At 40.0% G+C, this 21,002-nt stretch carries 18 protein-coding genes; 5 read left to right on the top strand and 13 right to left on the bottom strand.

The window, feature by feature from the left end; translation table 11 throughout:
* Positions 1 to 13: 13 nt before the first annotated feature.
* Positions 14 to 583, bottom strand: coding sequence for a Uma2 family endonuclease (locus FJR37_RS17040; protein ID WP_168466610.1), 570 nt, complete (start codon positions 581 to 583; stop codon positions 14 to 16).
* A 294-nt stretch (positions 584 to 877) separates the two neighbouring features.
* Here FJR37_RS17040 and FJR37_RS17035 point away from each other — a divergent pair, with 294 nt between their 5' ends.
* Together FJR37_RS17035 and FJR37_RS17030 are read left to right on the top strand one after the other, a co-directional pair.
* Positions 878 to 1,444 carry a Uma2 family endonuclease gene (locus tag FJR37_RS17035; RefSeq protein ID WP_168466604.1) on the top strand — a complete coding sequence of 189 codons (567 nt, stop codon included), beginning with the start codon at positions 878 to 880 and terminating at the stop codon, positions 1,442 to 1,444.
* Positions 1,445 to 1,793: 349 nt separating this feature from the next.
* Complete coding sequence (locus FJR37_RS17030) at positions 1,794 to 2,360, top strand: Uma2 family endonuclease (protein WP_168466603.1); 567 nt, start codon at positions 1,794 to 1,796, stop codon at positions 2,358 to 2,360.
* Between the two features lie 118 nt (positions 2,361 to 2,478).
* Here FJR37_RS17030 and FJR37_RS17025 read toward each other — a convergent pair whose 3' ends face one another.
* From FJR37_RS17025 to fdxB, 4 genes are all read right to left on the bottom strand, one after another.
* Entirely contained in the window at positions 2,479 to 3,075 is a 597-nt protein-coding gene (locus FJR37_RS17025) for a heme-copper oxidase subunit III (RefSeq protein ID WP_015078454.1), read from the bottom strand.
* A 175-nt stretch (positions 3,076 to 3,250) separates the two neighbouring features.
* Positions 3,251 to 4,900 (bottom strand): cytochrome c oxidase subunit I, encoded by a 1,650-nt coding sequence (gene ctaD, locus FJR37_RS17020; RefSeq protein ID WP_168466602.1) that lies wholly within the window; start codon positions 4,898 to 4,900, stop codon positions 3,251 to 3,253.
* A 49-nt stretch (positions 4,901 to 4,949) separates the two neighbouring features.
* The gene (gene coxB / locus FJR37_RS17015; RefSeq protein ID WP_168466601.1) at positions 4,950 to 5,885 is read right to left on the bottom strand and encodes a cytochrome c oxidase subunit II; all 936 of its coding nucleotides are present in this window, start codon (positions 5,883 to 5,885) and stop codon (positions 4,950 to 4,952) included.
* Between the two features lie 570 nt (positions 5,886 to 6,455).
* On the bottom strand, positions 6,456 to 6,749 hold the full coding sequence (gene fdxB, locus FJR37_RS17010) for a ferredoxin III, nif-specific (RefSeq protein WP_039200275.1): 294 nt from the start codon (positions 6,747 to 6,749) through the stop codon (positions 6,456 to 6,458).
* Positions 6,750 to 7,650: 901 nt separating this feature from the next.
* Between fdxB and FJR37_RS17005 the strand changes: the two genes are divergently transcribed.
* Both FJR37_RS17005 and FJR37_RS17000 read left to right on the top strand, forming a co-directional pair.
* On the top strand, positions 7,651 to 9,237 hold the full coding sequence (locus FJR37_RS17005) for a helix-turn-helix domain-containing protein (RefSeq protein ID WP_168466600.1): 1,587 nt from the start codon (positions 7,651 to 7,653) through the stop codon (positions 9,235 to 9,237).
* Positions 9,238 to 9,598: 361 nt separating this feature from the next.
* Positions 9,599 to 10,327 carry a hypothetical protein gene (locus FJR37_RS17000; RefSeq protein WP_027401869.1) on the top strand — a complete coding sequence of 243 codons (729 nt, stop codon included), beginning with the start codon at positions 9,599 to 9,601 and terminating at the stop codon, positions 10,325 to 10,327.
* Between the two features lie 231 nt (positions 10,328 to 10,558).
* On the opposite strand, the gene FJR37_RS16995 is transcribed toward FJR37_RS17000, so the two are convergent.
* The 5 genes from FJR37_RS16995 to FJR37_RS16975 all read right to left on the bottom strand — a co-directional run bounded on the left by FJR37_RS16995 (position 10,559) and on the right by FJR37_RS16975 (position 15,332).
* Positions 10,559 to 11,872 carry an ABC transporter substrate-binding protein gene (locus tag FJR37_RS16995; RefSeq protein WP_168466599.1) on the bottom strand — a complete coding sequence of 438 codons (1,314 nt, stop codon included), beginning with the start codon at positions 11,870 to 11,872 and terminating at the stop codon, positions 10,559 to 10,561.
* A gap of 99 nt (positions 11,873 to 11,971) precedes the next feature.
* Positions 11,972 to 12,724 (bottom strand): MBL fold metallo-hydrolase, encoded by a 753-nt coding sequence (locus FJR37_RS16990; protein ID WP_168466598.1) that lies wholly within the window; start codon positions 12,722 to 12,724, stop codon positions 11,972 to 11,974.
* Positions 12,725 to 13,004: 280 nt separating this feature from the next.
* Positions 13,005 to 13,223, bottom strand: a complete 219-nt coding sequence (locus tag FJR37_RS16985; RefSeq protein WP_039199611.1) for a type II toxin-antitoxin system HicB family antitoxin — start codon at positions 13,221 to 13,223, stop codon at positions 13,005 to 13,007.
* A 72-nt stretch (positions 13,224 to 13,295) separates the two neighbouring features.
* Complete coding sequence (locus tag FJR37_RS16980) at positions 13,296 to 14,066, bottom strand: circadian clock KaiB family protein (RefSeq protein ID WP_168466597.1); 771 nt, start codon at positions 14,064 to 14,066, stop codon at positions 13,296 to 13,298.
* A gap of 48 nt (positions 14,067 to 14,114) precedes the next feature.
* Positions 14,115 to 15,332, bottom strand: coding sequence for a type IV pilus twitching motility protein PilT (locus tag FJR37_RS16975; protein ID WP_039199609.1), 1,218 nt, complete (start codon positions 15,330 to 15,332; stop codon positions 14,115 to 14,117).
* A gap of 669 nt (positions 15,333 to 16,001) precedes the next feature.
* Here FJR37_RS16975 and FJR37_RS16970 point away from each other — a divergent pair.
* A complete protein-coding gene (locus FJR37_RS16970) occupies positions 16,002 to 16,376 on the top strand; it encodes a hypothetical protein (RefSeq protein WP_027401875.1) in 375 nt (124 codons plus the stop codon).
* A 180-nt stretch (positions 16,377 to 16,556) separates the two neighbouring features.
* Here FJR37_RS16970 and opcA read toward each other — a convergent pair whose 3' ends face one another.
* From opcA to fbp, 3 genes are all read right to left on the bottom strand, one after another.
* Positions 16,557 to 17,930 carry a glucose-6-phosphate dehydrogenase assembly protein OpcA gene (gene opcA / locus FJR37_RS16965; RefSeq protein ID WP_168466596.1) on the bottom strand — a complete coding sequence of 458 codons (1,374 nt, stop codon included), beginning with the start codon at positions 17,928 to 17,930 and terminating at the stop codon, positions 16,557 to 16,559.
* A gap of 144 nt (positions 17,931 to 18,074) precedes the next feature.
* Positions 18,075 to 19,604: a glucose-6-phosphate dehydrogenase gene (gene zwf / locus FJR37_RS16960; RefSeq protein ID WP_168466595.1), complete on the bottom strand. Its 1,530-nt coding sequence runs from the start codon at positions 19,602 to 19,604 to the stop codon at positions 18,075 to 18,077.
* Positions 19,605 to 19,925: 321 nt separating this feature from the next.
* On the bottom strand, positions 19,926 to 20,963 hold the full coding sequence (gene fbp / locus FJR37_RS16955) for a class 1 fructose-bisphosphatase (protein ID WP_039203566.1): 1,038 nt from the start codon (positions 20,961 to 20,963) through the stop codon (positions 19,926 to 19,928).
* Between the last annotated feature and the right edge of the window lie 39 nt (positions 20,964 to 21,002).

The following is a 21,002-nucleotide window of genomic DNA, read 5'->3' as shown; positions in this document are numbered from 1 at the left end:
GATCAATCACTACTTACCCAAAAACAACACCGCGATAAATTTCCGCTATCGGTAATTCAACCCCAATTGACTCCAAAAAAATAGATTTTTCTAAATTATTAAAATCACTTAACAACCAACCTTGAGATTGTTTACTATATTTCTCGATGAAAGATTCATCTTGTTCAACTAATAAATATTCACAGAAACTGCTAATTGAACGATACATCCGAAACTTGCTTTTGCGGTCATAATCTGCTGTTGAAGGAGATAATACTTCCACAATTAAAATAGGATTTAAAACTTCATCATTGCGATTTTCATTTAGTTGCGGTTCACCTGCAAAAACCATCACATCTGGATATAATCCGCGTTTATATTCAGGAATCCATAAGCGTAAATCGCTATTAATTGGCTCAAATTTACTATCACGTAGCAAAAATTTGAGAAATGCAAAAATATTGCCACCTATACGGCTGTGGTTGAGTGATCCTCCAGACATTGGTACAATTTCTCCATCATGATATTCGTTGCGCCCTTCAGCTTTTTCTTCAATGGCGCGATATTCATCTAAACTATAACGACGCTCAACAGTGGTAATCATCATGTTGTAACCGATTACATTGAAGTGATCATGATTATAGCAAAATTGGGGCGATCGCTAATGTGAAGGTCTACAATTTTCTGGTAAGTGATAGAAGTGTCACACTAAAAATCTGTTGTAGGGTGCGTCAGATACCAACAATCTATTTATTTGCAAGATTTATGCAATCTGACGCACCCTACCAATATGCCAGTTGCTTAAGTCCTGAGTGAATTACATTTAATTTCATGCAGAGACGTAAAGAGAAATCAAGAGTGTTAAAATCTAACTAAGACAATAGATGGAGTAACTCTGATGCTACAAGTTAAACATCAATTTCAAAGCTTTGAAGAATATTTATCTTATGATGATGGTACAGAAAAACTTTATGAATTATTTAATGGAGAGTTAATTGAAATGCCCCCAGAATCAGGAATCAATGTGCAAATTGCTACATTTTTATTAATTCAATTTGTCTCTCTCTTGGGTTATAAAAGAGTGCGGGGACATGGTTTGGAATTGGAAGTCAGAGGAGAACCGAGAAACCGTTATCCTGACCTGACTATTATTCGAGAAGAGCATATTCAACAATTAGCAAATCGGAACACTATTCGCCTATCAATGTTACCACCTTTATTAGTTGTTGAAGTTGTTAGTCCTGGGGAATTACAAAGAGATAGAGATTTTATTGCCAAACGTCTACAATATCAAGATTGTGGTATTCCTGAATATTGGATTATTGACCCCCAAACCCAAAGCATATTAGTTTTAGAGTTAATTAATGGAATTTATCATGAGATTGGGATTTTCTCCGGTGATGATTTAGTTTTATCTCCACAATTTAATAGTCTAAATTTAAAAGTATTACAAATTTTTGCATAAGGATAGACAAGAACATCCTGGTATGGCTTGCGCTACGCTACCAGATAATATATTCGTAGGGATAAATCGTAATTCTCAACCCCTACCAGCTTTTTCACTTACATAAATAATTGGACAAAAATATTTACAGTCATTGCGAGCGAAGGGAAGCAATCACAACCCTTGCAATTACTTCATTTCACTTCGTTCCATATGGCTAACGCCACGCAACGCTAACGCAATGACATTGTGTAATTAATTCTGTCTCACTGCTTAATTCCTGAGTGAATTACATTTAATTTCGTGCAGAGACGTAAAGAGAAATCAAGAGTGTTAAAATCTAACTAAGACAATAGATGGAGTAACTCTGATGCTACAAGTTAAACATCAATTTCAAAGCTTTGAAGAATATTTATCTTATGATGATGGTACGGACAAACTTTATGAATTATTTAATGGAGAGTTAATAGAAATGCCACCAGAATCAGGAATTAATGTGCAAATTGCCAATCGTCTTTTCTTAATCTTTGCATTGTTAATAGGGATTGATAGAGTGCGAGGACATGGTTTAGAGTTGGAAGTCAGAGGAGAACCGAGAAACCGTTATCCTGACCTGACTATTATTCGAGAAGAGCATATTCAACAATTAGCAAATCGGAACACTATTCGTCTATCAATGTTACCACCTTTATTAGTTGTTGAAGTTGTTAGTCCTGGGGAATTACAAAGAGATAGAGATTTCATTGCCAAACGTCTACAATATCAAGATTGTGGTATTCCTGAATATTGGATTATTGACCCCCAAACCCAAAGCATATTAGTTTTAGAGTTAATTAACGAAATTTATCATGAGATTGGGATTTTTGCTGGTGATTATTTAGTTTTATCTCCACAATTTAATAGTCTAAACTTGCAAGCATCACAAATTTTTGCATAAGGAAAATGTGTGAATCAGGATATCCAGGATTTAAGGATTTACAGGATCAGGAAAATGTCTAAATCAAGGTTTTCAGGATTTGAGTAATTCATCATTGAGAATTACTCATTACCTATATTTACAAAATGTTGAGCAGGTACACCAATGTGAAGAGAATGATCCAAATAATATCCACAAAGTGCCAGTAAATTTCCGCCATTTCGATGCCTGTATGTTTAGTAGCAGAATAATGACCACGACGGAAAGAACGCCATAATACACCCAAAATTAATAACAATCCAATAAAGACGTGCAAACCGTGAAAGCCTGTCATTAAATAAAAGCAATTAGAGAAAACATTGGTAGTGAATCCATAACCTAAATTCATGTATTCATAAACCTGACCAGCTAGGAATACAGCCCCCATAATTGCGGTGATAAAATACCAAAACCGCATCCAACCCACACTATTTCTTTTAATTGCCATATCACCAAAGTGAATGACAAAACTACTAGAAACGAGGATGATCGTGTTAATGGCTGGGATAAATAATTCTACTTCTGTTCCTGCTGGTGGCCAAACTGCTGTAGTCCCTTTAAAAAACAAATAGGTGGCAAAAAATCCACCAAACATTAATGATTCAGAAGCGAGAAATGTGATTAAACCCCACACTCGTAAATCTGGATGTTCTTCATGTCCGTCGCTATGATGTTCAATTGGTGTAATTGCAGTCATATTATTATTCCTACTGAATGATGAATAGATGTAGGTTGGGTTGATGTCAAGAAACCCAACTTTTTGGAAGTTTGTTGGGTTGCGCGATAGCTTAACCCAACCTACAATTTCTCTCTGCGACTCTGCGACTCTGCGTGAGAAAAAAATGTAATTCATTTACCCAAAAATCACTTTATTAACCTTGATCATGACCATAGTCATAAGGTCCATGAGTAACAACGGGTAGAACTTCCCAGTTTTCAATGATGGGTGGGGAAGAGGTTGTCCATTCTAAAGTTAAACTTTCCCAGGGGTTATCACCTGCGAGTTCACCGTTTTTCCAACTGAAAATGGCGTTTAAGGCGAAGGGAATGACAGAAATACCCAAAAGGATTGCGCCAATGGTGCAAAGCTGGTTTAAGCTGGTAAATTGGGGGTCATACATGGCAACTCGGCGGGGCATTCCTTGTAACCCTAGTTTGTGCATGGGTAGGAATGTGAGGTTTGTGCCGATGAAGGTGAGGACAAAATGAACTCGTCCCCAGGTTTCGTTCATCATTCTGCCGGTGATTTTGGGAAACCAGTGATAGATACCTGCGTAAATCCCAAAGACTGAACCACCAAATAAGACGTAGTGGAAATGACCGACTACATAATAGGTGTCGTGAACATGAACGTCAAAGGGGGCTGTTCCCATTGTTACGCCGCTTAAACCGCCCATGACGAACATGGAAAGTAATCCAATGGCGAATAACATGGCGCTGGTGAAACGGATTTTTCCTCCCCAGAGAGTTGCTACCCAACCGAAGATTTTCACACCTGTGGGGACTGCAACTATGAGTGTGGAAATGGTGAAGAACATCCGCATCCAACCGGGTGTGCCACTGGTGAACATATGGTGAACCCAAACGAATAAACCAACGACACAAATGGCGACTGTGGAAAAGGCGATCGCTTTATAACCAAATATCGGTTTCCGGGCGTGGGTGGGAATAATTTCGGACATAATCCCGAAAATCGGCAGAATCATTAAATAAACCGCCGGATGGGAATAAAACCAAAATAAATGTTGGTAAATAACGACGTTGCCACCTGCATCTGGTTTGAAGAAGGATGTGCCGAAGTTAATATCAAATAACAGCAAAACTAAACCGGCTGCTAATACAGGAGTAGAGAAAAGGGCAAGGATAGAAGTTGCTAAAATTGCCCAACAAAACAGGGGAACTTGATCCCATTTCATGCTGGGAACTTTCATCATCAAAATGGTGATGACAAAGTTAAGTGAACCTAAAATTGAAGAAGTTCCTACCAAAACAATCGCTAAAATCCACATTGTTTGGGCGTTGTTGGCGGTAACTAGACTTAATGGTGGGTAAGCTGTCCAACCTGATTGAGAACCACCAAAGATAAAACTACCTAATAATAATAATCCGGCGGGGGGATTTAACCAAAAGGCGATCGCATTTAATTTAGGAAAAGCCATATCTCTAGCACCCATCATTAATGGGACTAGATAGTTACCAAATCCACCAATTGCACTGGGAACAATCCACAAGAAAATCATGATTGTGCCATGATTTGTCATGAAGGCATTGTACAGATTTGGATCAAGAAAGTCCGAGTCCGGTGTAGCTAATTCGGCGCGAAGGGCGATCGCCATTAACCCACCAATTAGATAGAATGCAAAGGCTGTCACCAAGTATTGAATCCCAATAACTTTGTGATCAGTATTAAATGTGAAATAATCTCTAACTTTCCACGCTGGGGGATGAGAGTGAGTAATCAACCGTGTTGGTGATTCGCTTGCATCAGGTGGGGGATTAACTGGAAAATTTACTTGTGTCATATTTTTGTTAGTTGTCTTTTGTCAGTTTTCAGTTATTAGCTATTAATTACTAATGACTCATAACTAATGACTTAAGATCTGCTGGAGTTACTTCCAAATTGTGAATGTAGGGGTCAAGAAATTCTGACGGAGATAAATTCTCCAGATTAACTGCTACAGCATGATTCATATCTTGCTTTTGGGCAATCTGGTTTTCACTCATCCAAGCATCATAATCTGCTTGTTCATGGACGATTACTTGCGATCGCATTGAACCGTGATAACCACCACACAATTCTGCACAAACTACCGGATAAGTACCAGTTTTTGTAGCTGTAAATCGCAGTTGTGTAGGAACTCCAGGAATAGCATCTTGTTTCAGACGAAATTGGGGAACCCAAAAAGAATGAATCACATCATCTGCGGATAAATTCAATTGCACATCAGCACCGATAGGAACGTGCAATTCTCCAGCAGAAATACCACTTACAGGGTAATTAAATAACCACGCAAATTGTATACCCTTAACATCTACAACCAAATCAGCCGGTTTATTTTTGGTTTGCGGATTTTCACCAATCCCAATATTAGCTATTTGACTAACATTCATAGCACCTGCTGACTCATGGTGAGGATGACTACCCACACCAAAACCACCCATTTGGTTATAAATATCAACACTATAAATACCTAAAACAATCACAATTACCGTAGGAATTGCCGTCCAAAAAATTTCTAAACTCAAGTTACCTTCTACAGGTGTACCATCAGAGTTATCTCCTTTGCGTCGTCTATAGATAACTAGAAACAGCAGAATCGTCCCTTCAACAATTAAGAAAAGAGCAACCGCAATTGTTAACATGATATTGAAAAAACCATCCACCAAAGGCGCTTGTTGCGATGCTGCTTCCGGTAATAAATGATGATTTTGACCAACCCAGATACTGATAGGGGCTATGATCATCCCAGCTAACAGTGTCCACAGCGAAACAGGAACTTTTTGCATAAATGCTACCTGCTTTGTAAATAGTAGTAAAACCAGAGTCAACAGATTTTGCATTGACTCCACCAGACAAGTGTAGAGCTTGAGGATTTTAGATTGGTGGTTTTTGATTAATTCCGCCCTGAAGAGGCGGGGAACTTGTCCCGAAAATTCCCAATCCAAAATCTGAAATTTTTCGGTCAGTAAAGATAGACTTTGGTAGCCACAGAATTATTTTCTGAGGACAAAATTATCTTTGATATTTTCACTATTACTGTTCTAACTTGTATCTAATCAAAAATCGGTAAACTTCCATATTTTTTCATATTGATAACCACAAAATCCCCGACTTCTTGAAGAAATCGAGGATCTAAGAGGTTGATATTTTCATAAATCAAATAGCAGCAGAAAAAATATTAGCAAGTATGATTTTTTTAGATGATAGCAACTTACGATTTACGTTTCTGTTTACTGCAAACCTTTTAACCGACTACGGTAAATATTAAGATTCCCCTCTAATTACCTTGCCTATAGACTTAACCAAAATAACCGATGTTTTGCAGGACATCACATCGTTAAACATTACCAAAGATGTTATTTGTCTAGTGTTACATGACTATAACAATTTTTAGAACAAATTCGAGAACAAGCTTCACAGCCAATACAGTTTTCTGGGTTAGTAACAACCATTACTTTCCGTTCTACTTCTTCCTCATCTTCATCTTCTACAAATTCACCTTCTTCGTTTAAAGGCATTAAGCCCAAAACTTTATGACCACAAACTTTCATACATCTGCCACAACCGATACATTTCTCTTTATCTATTTCTTGGGCAAATTTAGGAGTCCAAGCAGTACCTCCAAAGGTCAATCCTGTTAATGTAGCCATGAATAAAACCTCAGCAATTTTAGCTAGATGTTAGTTAATCCTTTAATCTTCATACTAGCCTGATATTTCATTTTTTCAATCACAAAAGTTAACTTTTTTATCAAATTTTGATGACCTGCTAAATAATATTATTTATTTTTGCTTATTTTAAACTATTAAATGATATTACTTATTGATAAATTTATCTAGTGTGCTTGGATAAAAAGCTGATTAATCAAAGGTTTCCAGAATTGTGTTTAAAGTTATTTTCTCAATAAATATCAATTAATGCGTCTAAAAATACCCCATTCAATAAGAATAATAATCAATTAGCACCCATTATTATTAGCTTCATTAACCTCCTATTTGCAAATATTTTCTAATTAGATAAAAATATTCTACTAACAGTATTAGTAAATACAAACTTAAAAAAATCATTTCCTCTATTTTTGAACCATTTTCTTCACATCCTAAATCACGTAGGTTGGGTTGACAAAGGAAACCCAACATTTTCGCCACCTTGTTGAGTTTTGTTCCATTACTCCGTAACGCTGACGCGAACAATCCAACCTACAGCTATAAGATGTTCTTCAAAAACATTCAGACTAATTTATATAGCCCAAAATAAACATTATGACAGTAAATATCCAGGTAAATATTAAGAAATTCTGCCAAGCTCATACTGAACAATCTTATTGAAATCTTTATGAAAAGTATAGTTAATGAAGAAGCAATGAAGCCCAACTTTGCAAAATATAAATAGCTACAAAATCTGGCTTCATTCACCCTATGAGTAATTAATCAGGCGAGAAACATATCTTCTTGTTATAGAGGTAATTTGGTAGCGAGTTATGAATCAAAAGGACACATTAAGGGGAGACTTGAGCCAAACATCTCAACGATTAAAGTAGGAAGACGGACTATGCCGCATATAATTCCTAACCACAGTTGCGTGGGATGTGACAACTGCCGACCCCTATGTCCTACGGGTGCAATTAAAATCAAAGATGATGAATATTGGGTTGATCCTGCCCTTTGTAATAATTGTGATGGCTATTATTCACAACCACAATGTGTAATTGCCTGTCCCACAAATGCGCCTATTCCTGTACACGCCAAAAAAGGAAGATGTAAAATTGAACCACGAGATGTTACCAGTCCAGATTTATTTTCTAATGGTAAGAATAACCCCTTCGCTTCAGCCATAGTTATCTGGGAAGCTTGTAATTTACTAGCACAACGAACATCTTTACAATGGGAAAAAGATGAGGAAGGTAACTTACATTACAGTCGCTCAGTTAATCAAGGACGAGGGACAATTTCCTTTCATCTTCAAGACCTATTTCCAGTTAACAACCGTGCTAATAATTCACAAGCAATTGATTATTTAGACATCCGGGCTGCTTGTATTCATCTTATTTTCGCCGCTCAAATTACAGCCTTAGATCAACCTTGGGAAGAAGAATTTACCATTGATGAACGACAAATTGAACAGTATTTGGGCTTAGAAAAACGTAAAGACCTCAGCAAAAGTGCCAAACTCGGTTTAATTAAAAATATCGTCTCTCAGACTTGTTCTCTCATGGTTTCTATTGACTGGCCACAACAAGGTAGAGTTCCCAGTTTTTCCATTAAAGATAGTTATTTATGGAATTTGACAGATACCCAACACCATTTTCAAGAAGATGATCAAGGTTGTAAATATTTAGTGGGACTGACATTTACAATTAAAGCTGGGATTTGGACTAAACATTTCTTCAACAGACAAGGATGCAAAGAACGAACCACATTTTATCAATATGGTAGTCTTCCCAAAACTCTACTCACCACAGTTATGAGTCTGTGGCAACAACACGAAGGTGCTGTTAGACTTATGCTTTGGTTATTATTTAAAACAAAAATGGGGAGAGAACAACGCATCACTATTCCTACCTTGCTGCGCGTTGCTTATGGTGAGGAAAAAGTGACCCAAGCTTCCAGACACAGGGAAGAACGGAAACGCCTACTTAAAGCCTATGAAAATGATTTAGAAGTTCTCAATCATTATGGACTTAAGCCATTATTTGATCCTGTTACCTATCCCCCGGAAATTCAGCCCCTGTGGGCAAAATTAGTAGATATACCGGAAGATCCAGAGGAAGCGTTAGAATTTTGGATTAATGATGGTAGTGGTGAAAATCGCCTCACAGACAGCGGACCACGTGGTAAATGGAATTTACTTCTGAACGCACGCATTTTATCTTTTGAACTCCCGACCGATTGGGAAAATCGTTCAGAATCAGATAAAAAACAACGTCGCCCCACTAAAGCAAAAAGCAATCATCAACAAACAGGTAATTTGCTAGGGGAAGAGGTGATGGAAGGACGAAAAAAAATGAATCTCTCCCAAAGGGAACTAGCCAAGTTGATGGAAAAAAGCCAAAGCTGGATTCGTGATGTGGAAAAAGGGCGCTTAAAAGCTAAACTAGACGATCAAATGCTCTTGAGACAATTGCTAGATATTTCATAAAGTACAGTAGGAGTCAGGAGGAAAATTCTCTTGGCTTTTGATGTAAATTTTTTACGCAGCTTAGTTAATTATACTCAAAACGGCTAGAAGCTGGACTTTTTTATCATACAAAGAACAAGTTCAAAGCCTCTCCAGTATTAAATATTATTCCTTTTCCCTCTCCTCTTAGGAGAGGGTTAGGGAGAGGTGCAAAGGAGAGGTTTACCAGAGGGGTTTCATATTTGGTTAAACTATGAACCGTTTGCAGTATAAACAAAATCAAGATCCGAATTTTGATTTTTGGTGTTAGATGGTGAGTATATACTAGTAACTTGAGATGATATCTAGATAGGTATCAATCTTAATTTATTTAGGAGTGAACATGAGTAATATTATTTTTCGTAAAACTTGTTTAGCCTTACCAAGTCTTGCAGCTTTGGTAGTTTTAGGTAGCGGACTTTCCGTAAATGCTCAGACAGTCGAACCAGGAACAATTGTTCTTCCCACCAACCAAACATCAATATCCACCGTTGCTACAGAAGAAATAGCCAGTCGGACAATCACACCCGTACCAGGAACAGTAGAAACTTCATCAGTTATGCTCAATTCTGGTTCTACGCAAGCTACCGAAAAAACAGAACCATCCAATCAAATAGCACAAAGTCCGATTGGCATAGGTAGAGCCACTCGTGGTGGTAGTAGCTATATTGGTGTTGGTCTCAACGTTGGTGCATCCGGTAGCTTTTCAGCTTTGAGTGATGGTAATTTCACTGTTATCAGTAAAATTGGTCTGACCAAAACCTTATCAGTTAGACCATCAGTAATATTAGGAACAGATACAACATTTCTTACTCCTATTACTTACGACTTTGCTTTTAAATCACCAGATCCATTTACAGAACCTTTACCCATAGCTCCTTATATTGGACTAGGTGCAGCTATTAAAACAGGTAATCAATCTAACACTGAAGCTGCTTTGCTAGTCACTGGTGGTATAGACGTACCTCTCAATAGCAGATTAACCGCCACAGCCGCCGTCAACGCTGGATTTTTTGATAAAACTGATGTGGGAATTTTATTAGGAGTCGGTTATAACTTTACTGGTTTTTAGAAGCGAGTAGGGGCGCAGGGCCTGCGCCCTTTCTCAGGAGTCAGGAGTCAGGAGTTCAGAAAGAAGAAAGAAGAAAGAAGAAAGAAGAAAGAAGAAAGAAGAAAGAAGAAAGAAGAAAGAAGAAAGAAGAAAGAAGAAAGAAGAAAGAAGAAAGAAGAAAGAAGAGGGAAATTTCTCCCCCTGCCCCCACATCCCCCACATCCCCCACATCCCCCACATCCCCTACATCCCCTACTTAGGACTCACCTTATCAATCACCTTGATTTTGCCATCATCGCCCACAGTCCAGACATCATAAGTACCAATAACATCACCATTAGCGTCAACATCTACATCACCGCTTGCGCCTTGGTAATTAATCTGTTTTCCTGCTTTAAGTAGCTTCAATCCTTCACAGACATCGCTGACAGGTGTACCATTACCAGCGGCTACTTCCCGCAATTTACTAGAAATCCCAGCCCCTGTATTATCCTTAGCAGCTTGGGCGCTTAATACCAATAATGCCGCAGCATCCCAAGCTTGAGGTGCGTATTCTCCAGGAGAACCGCCTTTTTTCTCTTGCCAAAGTTTATTAAAGTTTTCCAAACCTGGACCACTAGAACCAGGAACTGTCCCAATAGCCCCCGATAAAATATACTTGCCGTCACTACCTTTGCCAACTTGGTCAGGGAAAGTAGAAGATTTTACGCCGTCCGTGAGTAAAATTTGTACGCCTTTCGTGACACCTTGTTGATAAGCAGCTTTGAGAAATAAACTCCCTGTTTCCGCATATAATACGCCTAAAACCGCATCTGGTTTCCCAGCAAAAGCCGCAGTTGCTTCTGTATCAAATGTTTGGGACTTGGGATCATAGCGCACAGGCTTATCTTTATTAACTACTGTTCCGCCTAATTTTTCAAAAGTATCTACAAATGCTTTTTCAAAACCCACGCCATAGTCATTGTTAATAACTACTGTGGAAACTCTTTTAAAACCTTTCTTCTTAGCAAGTTGAGCTAAAGCTAATGCTTGATAGGTATCAGGAGGAGCAGTTCGCGCCCAAAAACCCTTAAAGTCACCTTTTTTAGCTTTGTCGGTAAATACGGGGCTGGTGCTACCAGGAGAAATCAGCATGACTTTATTGGGTACAGCCACAGAAACCGCCGCAGTGGAAACGCTGCTAGCAAAAGAACCGACTACACCAGCTACCTTATCTAAGGTTGCTAATTTGGTCATTCCCGCAGCACCGGCTTTAGGATCTGTTTGGTCGTCTACTTGTACTAAAGTGACTTTTTCACCGTTAACACCCCCACAAGCGTTAACTGTGTCTACTAATAAGGGAACTGAACCAACCATTTGTTGTCCAATGGAAGCTAAGTCACCTGTTGTGGGTAATAAACTACCAATTTTCAATCCTTTAGTATCACTGGTTGTAGTGGTAGCACTTGGGGAAGTGGTACTACTTCCAGTAGATGATGGGGGATTGGGATTTTCGCAAGCGGCTAACAAGAAACCACTGGCTAAGGTTGCTATACTCAAGGCTAGGGAAACACGAATTTTTGCCATAGTTAATCACACAGATATTCAGAAAACTTGATGTACATATATTTACATCAAACCTTTAAATCGCCGATTATAACATCCTCAAACTATCATTGGTTTCAATTAAACCATAACTTTTTCACCGGGTTTAGGGGCAATTACCTGGGTTGTTAAATGGTTTTTCTCTAGCAATGTGCGAAATTCTGCCACAGTTCCCTTTTCTTGCAGGAATTTTACTAATATTCCTGCAAACAAAATATCCCCTCCGGCTGCGGTAGGGAGGATAAATTGAGGTTTTACGGATTTTGCTACTTCTAGGGCGCTATTCATCCCTTTGATAATCGGACCGAGTAAGGGTAAGCTCAAATCAATGATTGGAGTGATTACTACGTCAATGGGTGCTATTTCTTTGAGTTGAGGGGAATGATAGCCATGAGGTTCATAATAAAGTGTGGAATTATTTACTAAATCTTTGAGCAGATAGCCGTTTTCTAATAGGGTGGGTCCAATGGGAGAACCAGGAAAAGCTTTGATTTCTACTTGTTGATTTAAGGTAAAGGTTTCGCCATGATTGAGGCTAATTATTTGTTGATAACCCAGTTGTTTGACAACTTTGGCAGCATTGGGGGAAGCGACAACTGGGATATTTTTGTTAAGCTGCTTTAGGGTGGATGGGTGTGCGTGATCTTCTAAACCTTGAGAAAGCAAAATTAAGTTTATATTATCTGGTATTGACCGATCCTGAGAACGAGAACCTTTAAATAACCAATCTAAATTATTAAAGGTTAAATCACCAATTAACCAAGGGTCAATTAGTATCCGCTGTTCACCAATTTCAATTAACCAACTATTACTATCTAACCAAGTAAGGTTCATAATCACAGAAATTCCTTATTTTTAATATTAAAGATCAAACTTCGTAAATAGCGATTACTAGGTCGCGCTATCTCTATTCCTATGGCTCCTGCGTCGCCACGCAAGCTATCGGAACGCTACGCGAACGCGAACGCTATCACACTCCATTCTCGATAACTACAAAAACTGACACTATAATGTTTAAAACTTGGGTAAATAGAATGATTGCCACCTTCCCGCAATAAATAAAATCCATTTTCTTCTAAATACTTAATTAAATCTTTTCGTTTTACTGACATAATCAAACTTCTACAGGAATTTGTTCCAGTAAAGAGTTTCCTGTGGGAATTTCTTTATTTTGTTGATGATAGGCAAGAATCATTTCTTTGAGTGCATCTTGTAGCATAGCTCTACACATTTCTAGTGTTTCTCCCTCAGTAATGACTTCTTGCCATTCAATCAATTGTCCCATATATCCACTATTTATTTTGGTATATTTTGCGGTGTATGTAGTTAGCATAAGACATTAATCAAGAGTACTCTATAAATTATAACTTTTTTTTGAATTTATACATTCTTTGTCACCGGTTGTCTATTGTCCTGCTAACATTTGTAATAATTTATCCATGTTATCTAAATTACCAACCATCCGCCGAATTGGATGGGGCCAAACCTTAACTAAAGTAGGAGTAGCAGAAACTTGATCAATTTCTGCCTGTTCTGGATTTGTGAGGACATCAATAACTTTGAGAGTATAAGGATATCCTAGCGATCGCTCTAAGGATTCGTGCAAGTTCTGTAAAATTTTTTCTGTAGTCGCACTATGACCGGCCACAAACAAGCGCAAAACAAAGCCTGGCGCTCCTTGAATATTTTGTAGCACAGGTTGTCTATTGACAACTGGTGGCTGGTATTGCGAGGGAGAATCAGCCAAATCTAAACGCACAATTAAATCATGATCTTGCCAAAGCTGAGGAAATGTCGACCGATAAGTTGATAATACCAAGCGATCGCACAAACCATCCTGCCAAGGTGCTGATTGCCACACCAAATCCCCCGTCCCAAAAATCGCATTCAACACAGCCTGATGCCTAATCACCGCCGGATAAGCTTCGGCAAAAATTTGCACTTGTTGAGTCCGAGGATTTAACCAGTGATCAATAGTTGCAGTATAGCAAGGCACTAAAAAATGTGGCGGCTCCGGTAAATCGAGAATTTCCTGCAAAGCCGCACATAAATTTAAATGCCATCGTCCTTGCTTACTAGGGTCAATACAATATATCAAATCCCCCCCAGGCGTAAACAAGGCAATACCCTTGAACAACTGGGGTTTAGAAAGTTTGTCTACATTCAACTTAGTCATTAGTGATTGGTCATTGGTCATTGGTCATTACCCATTACCCATTACCAATTAAACACGACCTCGGAGGAATTGCGCCATTTCGTTAGGAGTTGGCGACATTTCTAGCGCCGTTTCCTCGGTAATCCGACCTTCTTGGTAAAGATCGAGCAATGACTGATTCATTGTCACCATGCCATCAAAACCGGCTTGTTTCATTAACTCCCCAATCTCATCATACTTGCCATCCTTCACCCATTCCTTAACAGCCTCAGTATTAATGAGAATATCGTGGAAAGCCGCCCGTTTACCATCTGTAGTTCGGCACAAGCCTTGAGCAATCACCGCTACTAAAGATTCCGCAACCGCTATTCGCATAGCTTCCTGTTCTTCACCCGAATACAAATTGAGAATCCGTTCAATAGTTTTTACCGCACTATTTGTGTGCAGAGTTCCCATCACCAAGTGACCTGTTTGTGCCGCCTTCAGTGCCGTATTCACGGTTTCCTTATCCCGCATTTCCCCCACCAGAATTAAATCTGGATCTTCCCGTAAAGCTGCTTTCAAAGCATTATCAAACTTGCGAGTGTGCATTCCCACCTCCCGCTGTTTAACCAAAGACTTACGGCTTTGGTGGACAAATTCCACCGGGTCTTCAATCGTAATAATATGTTTAGCCATCTCCCGATTGATATAATCAACCATCGCTGCCATTGTCGTAGACTTACCCGAACCAGTAGGACCTGTCACCAAAACTAAACCCTTGTGATGATGACAAATATCTCTAAACACCGGTGGTAGGCGCAACTGCTCCATAGATAGAATTTTGAGAGGAATTAACCGCAGTACCATTGCATAACCACGCAGCGAATCAAACACATTAATCCGCACACGGGCAAAATCGTACTGAGTCGCCCCATCAAATTCTAAATGTTCTTGAAACCTTTGAATTTCAGAATCAGAGAGAATCTCCCGCAACCAACGCATAAAAGTCAGTTTATCAACTTCGGGATAACTTGTCGTCAGAATTTCCCCTCGGCTGCGGAAGCGGGGAATTTCACCCACTCCCAAGTGAATATCAGAGTAACCCTCATCAAAGGCTTCCTGAACAAGCTGCGCCAAGGTACGTCCTACAGGTTCATTCGTTAACCCATTAGAATTGGAAAATATTGGTGGTGGTGTAGTAATTATTGGTGGCGCTGGTGCGTTCATTTCTAAATTTGCCACCGGAGGCTGTACTTTTGCTTTTGGTAAAGGTGGCGGCATTCTAAATGTTTGTGATTCTGTCATATATCTTCACTTTTGTTAATTAGTAATTGCTTGTTCGTCAGTTGTCAGTTGTCAGTTGTCAGTTGTCAGTAGAAAATATTTTCCCCCTGCTCCCTGCTCCCTGCTCCCTGCTCCCTGCTCCCTGCTCCCTGCTCCCTGCTCCCTGCCTCTGTTATGCAGTCTTTTTAGTAGGTTATTTACCAATATACATATTTTTTAACACATACTGATTATCCTTGATCTTCCGTAAGATTTACGTAATATATCAGTAACTAATAATATCAAATAATTAAGGGTAGCGAGAGGAGTGAAAGCGAGGAAACTTGAGAATTACCCATTACCTACAGCCTATTTTTTATCACCTCCTGATAAATTATGAGAAATAATATCGTTTTCCATAAGAAATGTTAAGCATCTGAGCGATCAGATTGCGGGGATCAATATCTGCTTCTCATCTACCGTTAGTCCATATCTCTCAAGGCATATACCAGAACTCTTTCCCCTACCTGTGGGTATATGTGAATTCTCATTCATAACTAGAAAAAATCAACTGTAAACTTTAGTAAAGAAATGCTCATTTTGAAGCCAAGGTTTTATATACTAAATTTCACTGAAACAAAATCAGTTAATTCGCTTTCGAGTGATAAAAAACTGAAATTTAAACTTGCTGTGTATTTAGGAGGAAAAGTCATGGTTTCGGCTCAAAGCTCTAATCTAGTTCGGACCCACTCCTTGTTAATGATGAGAAGCTTTTTAATCTGGACATTTACATTGGCAGTGTGCTTGTTAGTTGTTGGTTTTCCGTTGGTTGTATTAATGGCTACAGTAGGTTGCTTGTTATCTATTGTTTTACAATCCGTGATGCCTGCTAGTGCCGTGTTAATTGTGGCAGGTGGCTTAGTAACGTTTAATGTCATGGCAGTATTAATTGCTGCTGGAGTGCTAACAGCTAAAGGTATTCATCCTAAGCAAATAAAATGGTTAAATTGGTTACATGATGAAGCTGAAAAAACTCAAACCACTGTTTATGCAGCTTGCCCTTTAACTTGTGAAATCAACCAATAATTATCATTAGCTAACACTTGACAAATAGTACATCTGCCCGGTTTAGCCGGGTTTTTTAATGTTGAAAATAGGGAACAGGAAAGAAGCAGGGGGCAGGGGGCAGGGGGCAGGGGGAAAATATTTTCCACTGACAACTGACAACTGACAACTGACAACTTACCCATTACCCATTACCATTAACTATTTGCCTAACTTAATAGTGTTACCAATTGCAATTAGACTGTCCTCAAATAAAGCCTCACGTCCCCAGCGTTGCACCTGTTGACTCAACAAAGCCTCTGCCTTTTGTTCCGCAAGAGAAGTAACCTGTTGGAACAAACCAGACGACTGAGCGCCACCATGAGTTTCCATTCGCATACAGCCGCCAGTTTCCGAGCAAATCACAGTTCCACAATTAGCTTGAATATTAGTAGAACTCAACCGCAAACCAATTAAATCGCCGACAATTTCCCCAATATCAGCAATGGGAACACCTGCCAACTCAATTTCTATGTGTTTTTGGTCTTGAGACAGGAATTGCACAGAAGTGATGTCATAATCACCGTTTTCCTGTTTATAGGAAACTGGTTGCCATTCTAAGCGATTAGCTAACCAACCTAAATACAACAACGCTTGAGCAGCATTACCTTTTTCGTAGTCAATATTGACACGATCAATTTCTTTAAGAGCAGCGCGACGATTAGGCGCATCATAAGCTTGTGCTGTCAACTCCTGCCACGCAGATAACCGCCGCCAATTCAAATCAGCCAAAGGTACACCAGATTCTACTAACTTTTGCAAGCTGAGTAAATCATCTTCTGGTGTATTAAAGTTGCAAGAATCAACAATGACATTATTGCAAACTGCGGCTAATCGTTTAAACAAAGGGTTAGCCGCATCCGGTGTAGCTTTCCACCAGAGGAACTTAGGTAAACCACCGATTAATAAAGCGGGAATCATGCCCCCAATGCGTTCTAATGCCGAAGCAGTACCAGTGAGTGTAATATATTCACAGCAAACAAGAGTGCTAGAAGACTGCTTTTGAATTGGGCAATAGGCAGAAACTTGAGCCTTTACCCCTTCATCATCCCCAGCCACAGGACATAAAGCAATGATCCGGCAGGGGTTACGGATGGCAATTTCGTCCGCAATGGTGGGACTCGTAGGACTGAAAGTATAGCCCATAGCGGCACCATGACTATCTCCATTTGGTCCGGTGTGCTGCTTTTGGAAATATTCTTGCCGCAAAGCAGTGAGAGTTTCTGGTGTTGCACTACCAGTTTCTGAGAGATGGTGCTTTTTTTGTAATTCCTGCAATGCTGTTTTAGTTTGAGGTCCGAGAATGCCATCAATAGGACCCTTGTAAAAACCTGTTGCAGTTAACAAATACTGGGTTTCTTCAGGTTCGTAAACCACCAAGGTAAATGTTGTAGCGCGGGTAGCAGCGGGTAAACCACCGTCTTCTCCCTGAATACCGTAACTTTGCCAAACTTTAGTAAGTTCTGCTTCAATTTCGGTGAGGGAAACATCCTTGGGGGCTTGCAAAGAATAAATTGTTGGTGCTTGGGAAATCATATTTGTCAGTTGTCAGTTGTCAGTTGTTCGTTGTTCGTTGTCAGTTGTCAGTTGTCAGTTGTTCGTTGTCAGTTGTCAGTTGTCAGTTGTCAGTTGTTTTACCAATGACCAATGACCAATGACCAATGACTAATGACCAATGACTTAAAGTCTGCGCCAGCGGCGACCGTCTTGGTTAATTAATAATTCTGCCTCTTCTGGTTCCCAAGTACCGGCTTCATACTGAGGCACTGTAGTAGGATCTGCGGGTAAATCCCATACAGATAGGGCTGGTGTAACTACTTGCCAAGCGGCTTCTACTTCGTCTGCTCTTGTAAATAAAGTTTGGTCGCCCATCATACAATCAAGGAAGAGACGATCATAAGCATCAGAAGTAGCTGTAATTCCAAAAGAACCGTAGCTGAAATCCATATCTACGGAACGGGTGCGGAAATCACCACCGGGCATTTTTACATCAAACCGGAGGGAAATCCCTTCATTGGGTTGTATCCGCATGGTCAAAACGTTGGGGTTAGCTTGCTGGGATGCGGAGGGGAACATTCTGGAGGGAACTTCGCGGAAGTGAATGGCAATTTCACTAACTTTTTTGGGCATCCGCTTGCCAGTTCTCAGGTAGAAAGGAACACCTTTCCAACGCCAGTTATCTACTAAAAACTTCATTGCCACATAGGTGGGTGTGGTGGATTCAGGATTAACTCCTGGTTCATTTCGATACCCTTCCACCTGTTGTCCTTTCATCCAGCCAGCGCTGTACTGACCACGAATTGCTGACTTTGATAAATCATGAACATCAGCCAAACGGGTAGCTCGTAGCACTTTAACTTTTTCTGTACGGATACTATCAGCATCCATAGCGTTGGGTGCTTCCATTGCCGTTAAACAGTAAAGCTGCATGAGGTGGTTTTGCAACATATCCCGGAGTGCGCCGGCGGTTTCATAATAGCCAGCCCGGTCTTCCACACCTACGGTTTCAGCTACAGTGATTTGGACGTGGTCAACAAATTGCCGATTCCACAAAGGTTCAAAAATGGCATTAGCAAAGCGGAAAACCAGCAAGTTTTGGACTGTTTCTTTACCTAAGTAGTGGTCAATGCGATAAACTTGGTTTTCTTTACAAAACTTTTGGACCACTTGGTTGAGGTTTTGGGCGGAAGCTAAATCACGTCCAAAGGGTTTTTCAATGACTAAACGATGTTTTTCTGGATCATCTAGCATTCCTCCTAACCCCAGTTGCTTAATAGCTTCGGGGAAGAAGTTGGGGGCGACGGAAAGGTAGAACATCCGGTTTCCGCGTGTTCCCCGTTTTTCGTCTAGTTCAGCCAATAGGGTTTTGAGTTTTTGGTAGCCGGTTGGGTCGTCTATATTCCCTGGGCAGTAAAATAAACCTTGAGAAAAGTCTTGCCACAGTTCACCTAGTTCTACACTAGCGTGAGCTTCTTCCATGCCTTTTTGCATCTGCTCACGGAAGTATTCATGACTCCATTCCCGACGGGCTACGCCCACAATGGTGGTTTCTGCGGGAATCCGTCTTTCTCTCCGCAATTTGTATAATGCTGGGACTAGTTTCCGCCAGGTTAAGTCTCCAGACGCGCCAAAGATGACAATTATTTGTGGTTCGGGCATCCCTTGCTGCTGTAGACCGGCACGCAATGGATTTTCTAACAAACTGACCATAGGATTTTAGATTTTAGATTTGGGATTTTGGACCGGGGGTTGAGGTTTGTGATCTTTGCTAATTGCCCCAATTCCCCCTACAGGTGAGAATAGCTTGACTTTGCCTTTTAAAGAGTTCATGAATGACACAGAAAAGACACGGATAGCTTATTGCAGGTATATAGGGTACATAATTAGAATTCAGAATCCAGAATTTAGAATCCAGAATCCAGGGAATAAATTCCCTGTCTGATAGCTAAAGTCGGTTTTAACCGACTATTTTTCTTTTATTTGTTCAGTCTAGAACATGAGGTTTGATTTTTTAATTAATTAGAGCTTTGTCTAGTTATCTGTTTTAATAAAAGACATGACTTTGGCTACGTTTTCTTTACTACCAATAATTAATGGGGTGCGTTGATGCAGTTTGGTGGGAACGACATCTAAAATATCCATTGTTCCTGTGGTTGCTACGCCTCCAGCTTGTTCAATTAAAAATGCTAAAGGGGCGGTTTCATAGAGTAAACGTAATTTACCTTCTGGCTTTTGTAGTGTTCCTGGGTACAGAAATACTCCACCCTGTAATAAAATTCTGTGAATATCGCTGACCATTGCGCCACTGTAACGGGAACTATAGCCTTCGGTGCGATGAACATAACGGATATATTCTCTAAAGGGTTCTTCCCATTGCCAGAAGTTGCCGTCATTAACGCTATAAGTGGCGGCGTGATTGGGCATTTTGATATTTTCTTGACAGAGAATAAATTCACCCAAGCTAGGATCAAGAATGAAGGAATGTACTCCTGTACCTATTGTATAAACCAGCATGGTGCTGGGTCCATAAAGAATATATCCGGCGGCTAACTGTTTGCGACCATTGGTCAGCAAATCCTTGGCTTCACCATCAATATCTGTTCCTTCTTGCTGACGAATGGCAAAGATAGAACCTAAACTGAGATTGTTATCTGTGTTGGATGAGCCGTCAATGGGGTCATAAAGTAGGGTATAACGACCGATGGGGCAGTTTTCGGGGATATAGTAGGGTTTTTCCATTTCTTCGGAAGCGAGACGACAGACTAAGCCGCTTTGGTTGAAGACGGAAATAAATACTTCGTTGGCGTAAACATCCATTTTTTTGACGGATTCTCCTTGGATGTTGACTTCTCCAGTGAAGCCGAGAACTCCTTCCATTAAACCAGCGCGACTCAAGCGACGGGCAACTAATTTACCCGCTAAGGCGATGCGGTTCATGAGCGCACTTAAATCCTGGGCATCGGGTCCAAAACTCTGTAGTTGTTGGAGGATGTGGCGGGATAATGTTGTACAATCACGATCTAAAGCTTTATCTGTGGACAAATCCAAAGATTCTGATTCTTGAGTCATAAGAATACCCGGTAAGTGGGAAACGAGGGTGGCTTGGCT

This window comes from Aphanizomenon sp. UHCC 0183 (assembly GCF_009712065.1).
In the GTDB taxonomy this organism is placed as follows: domain Bacteria; phylum Cyanobacteriota; class Cyanobacteriia; order Cyanobacteriales; family Nostocaceae; genus Dolichospermum; species Dolichospermum heterosporum.
The sequence above is the reverse complement of the archived record's forward strand: the minus strand, read 5'-3'. Positions and strand labels throughout refer to the sequence as shown.

Coding starts and splice junctions, on each gene's coding strand:
- FJR37_RS16995 (WP_168466599.1), bottom strand. CDS start 11,872: ATGGCAAAAATTCGTGTTTCCCTAGCCTTGAGTATAGCAACCTTAGCC.
- FJR37_RS16985 (WP_039199611.1), bottom strand. CDS start 13,223: ATGCTAACTACATACACCGCAAAATATACCAAAATAAATAGTGGATAT.
- ctaD (WP_168466602.1), bottom strand. CDS start 4,900: ATGACACAAGTAAATTTTCCAGTTAATCCCCCACCTGATGCAAGCGAA.
- FJR37_RS17000 (WP_027401869.1), top strand. CDS start 9,599: ATGAGTAATATTATTTTTCGTAAAACTTGTTTAGCCTTACCAAGTCTT.
- FJR37_RS17040 (WP_168466610.1), bottom strand. CDS start 583: ATGATTACCACTGTTGAGCGTCGTTATAGTTTAGATGAATATCGCGCC.
- FJR37_RS16975 (WP_039199609.1), bottom strand. CDS start 15,332: ATGACAGAATCACAAACATTTAGAATGCCGCCACCTTTACCAAAAGCA.
- FJR37_RS16980 (WP_168466597.1), bottom strand. CDS start 14,066: ATGACTAAGTTGAATGTAGACAAACTTTCTAAACCCCAGTTGTTCAAG.
- fdxB (WP_039200275.1), bottom strand. CDS start 6,749: ATGGCTACATTAACAGGATTGACCTTTGGAGGTACTGCTTGGACTCCT.
- FJR37_RS17030 (WP_168466603.1), top strand. CDS start 1,794: ATGCTACAAGTTAAACATCAATTTCAAAGCTTTGAAGAATATTTATCT.
- fbp (WP_039203566.1), bottom strand. CDS start 20,963: ATGACTCAAGAATCAGAATCTTTGGATTTGTCCACAGATAAAGCTTTA.
- zwf (WP_168466595.1), bottom strand. CDS start 19,604: ATGGTCAGTTTGTTAGAAAATCCATTGCGTGCCGGTCTACAGCAGCAA.
- FJR37_RS16990 (WP_168466598.1), bottom strand. CDS start 12,724: ATGAACCTTACTTGGTTAGATAGTAATAGTTGGTTAATTGAAATTGGT.
- FJR37_RS17025 (WP_015078454.1), bottom strand. CDS start 3,075: ATGACTGCAATTACACCAATTGAACATCATAGCGACGGACATGAAGAA.
- coxB (WP_168466601.1), bottom strand. CDS start 5,885: ATGCAAAAAGTTCCTGTTTCGCTGTGGACACTGTTAGCTGGGATGATC.
- opcA (WP_168466596.1), bottom strand. CDS start 17,930: ATGATTTCCCAAGCACCAACAATTTATTCTTTGCAAGCCCCCAAGGAT.
- FJR37_RS17005 (WP_168466600.1), top strand. CDS start 7,651: ATGCCGCATATAATTCCTAACCACAGTTGCGTGGGATGTGACAACTGC.
- FJR37_RS17035 (WP_168466604.1), top strand. CDS start 878: ATGCTACAAGTTAAACATCAATTTCAAAGCTTTGAAGAATATTTATCT.
- FJR37_RS16970 (WP_027401875.1), top strand. CDS start 16,002: ATGGTTTCGGCTCAAAGCTCTAATCTAGTTCGGACCCACTCCTTGTTA.